At 72.6% G+C, this 1,563-nt stretch carries 2 protein-coding genes; both read right to left on the reverse strand.

Features of this window, described 5'->3' with window-relative positions; genetic code table 11:
* A partial coding sequence (gene tsaD / locus FV230_RS28170; RefSeq protein ID WP_147844702.1) for a tRNA (adenosine(37)-N6)-threonylcarbamoyltransferase complex transferase subunit TsaD occupies nt 1–861 on the reverse strand: 861 nt, incomplete at its 3' end.
* An 87-nt stretch (nt 862–948) separates the two neighbouring features.
* A complete protein-coding gene (locus FV230_RS28175) occupies nt 949–1,299 on the reverse strand; it encodes a DUF2293 domain-containing protein (RefSeq protein ID WP_243934404.1) in 351 nt (116 codons plus the stop codon).
* Between the last annotated feature and the right edge of the window lie 264 nt (nt 1,300–1,563).

Here is a 1,563-nt window from a genome sequence, read left to right on the forward strand (position 1 = left end):
CGCCCGCCGGATCGCGCCGTTGGCCGAGACTCCGCCGGCGGCGACGAGCGCGGTCGGGTGGCCGGCGACGGTGGAGAAGGTGCGCAGCGCCACGCGGACGCGGTCGACCACCACGTCGACCACCGCGGCCTGGAAGCCGGCGCAGAGGTCGGCGACGTCGCGCTCGGCGAGCGGCGCGGTGCGCTCCGCCTCGATCCGCAGCGCGGTCTTCAAGCCGGACAGCGAGAAGTTGGCGTCGCGACGCCCGAGCATCGGCCGCGGCAGGGTGAACCGCTCCGGATCGCCGGCTTCCGCCATGCGCTCGACCTCGGGGCCGCCGGGATAGGCCAGACCCAGGAGCTTGGCGACCTTGTCGAAGGCTTCGCCGATGGCGTCGTCGATGGTGCTGCCGAGGCGCACGTAGTCGCCGACGCCCTTCACCGCCACGAGCTGGGTGTGGCCGCCGGACGCCAGCAGCAGGAGGTAGGGAAAGGCCAGGCCGTCGGTCAGCCGCGCGGTCAGCGCGTGCGCCTCCAGATGGTTGACCGCGAGCAGGGGCTTGCGCGCCACGAGCGCCAGGGTCTTGGCGGTGACGAGGCCGATCAGCACCCCGCCGATCAGGCCGGGGCCGGCCGCCACCGCGATGCCGTCCACGTCCTTGAGGGCCAAGCCGGCGCGGTCGAGCGCCCGCGCGATCAGCCGGTCGAGCACCTCGACATGGGCGCGGGCGGCGATCTCCGGCACCACGCCGCCATAGGCCGCGTGCTCGGCGATCTGGCTCAGCACCTCGTTCGACAGGATGACGCCGCGGCCGTCCTCCCCCGGCGCGACGATCGCGGCGGCGGTCTCGTCACAGGTGGTCTCGATGCCCAGCACGTTCATGGTGACGATTGACGCTTCCGTTTCCGCGCGAACCCGCCCGCCCCGTGTATCCGCACCGGACGCCCCCCGGCAACGACCGGGACCGCCTCAGGGCGCGTCGGCGTCGTCGGCCGGATCGGCCTCCGGGATCGGCGCCGCGCCCCAGCCGGCCAGCACGGCGTTGAGCTCGTCGAGGACGAAGTGGCGGGCGCTGTCGCGGTCGTAGCCCTCGGCGAGGAGGTCGTCGTAATCGGTGAAGACGTGGCGGGCATAGGCGACGAGCGCAAGCCGGGCCGCCGTCTCGGGCGCCGCCCCGCGCAGGCCCGGGCTGGCGAGCGCCGAATCGACGATCGCCTCGGCCTCGAACCCGGGCAGGCGCCGGGCGAGCCGCGCGAGCGCATCGGCGACCTGCTCGCGACGGTTGCGCGGTGCCCCGCCGTCCTGTCGCGCTGCGGGCAATCGACGCTCCCCTCTCCGCTCCGGCGCGATCGGCCGGCCTCGATGTCGGCGTGCCATAGTTTTTGACCAGGTGCACGTTAGGATGGGTTGCATCGACGACGCGCCCGATCGGGATCCGCACGAGGACGTGCGGCCGGCCGCACGCGCGACGCCCCGGAGACAGTCTATTATAAACAACTGACGCAGCCGACGACTACATAAGTGTAGATATCGGTGGTGGCCGGATAATTTAAAAAAAAAAGGGGGGGGGGGGGGGGGGGGGGG

The sequence above is a fragment of the Methylobacterium sp. WL6 genome, assembly GCF_008040095.1.
In the GTDB taxonomy this organism is placed as follows: Bacteria; Pseudomonadota; Alphaproteobacteria; order Rhizobiales; family Beijerinckiaceae; genus Methylobacterium.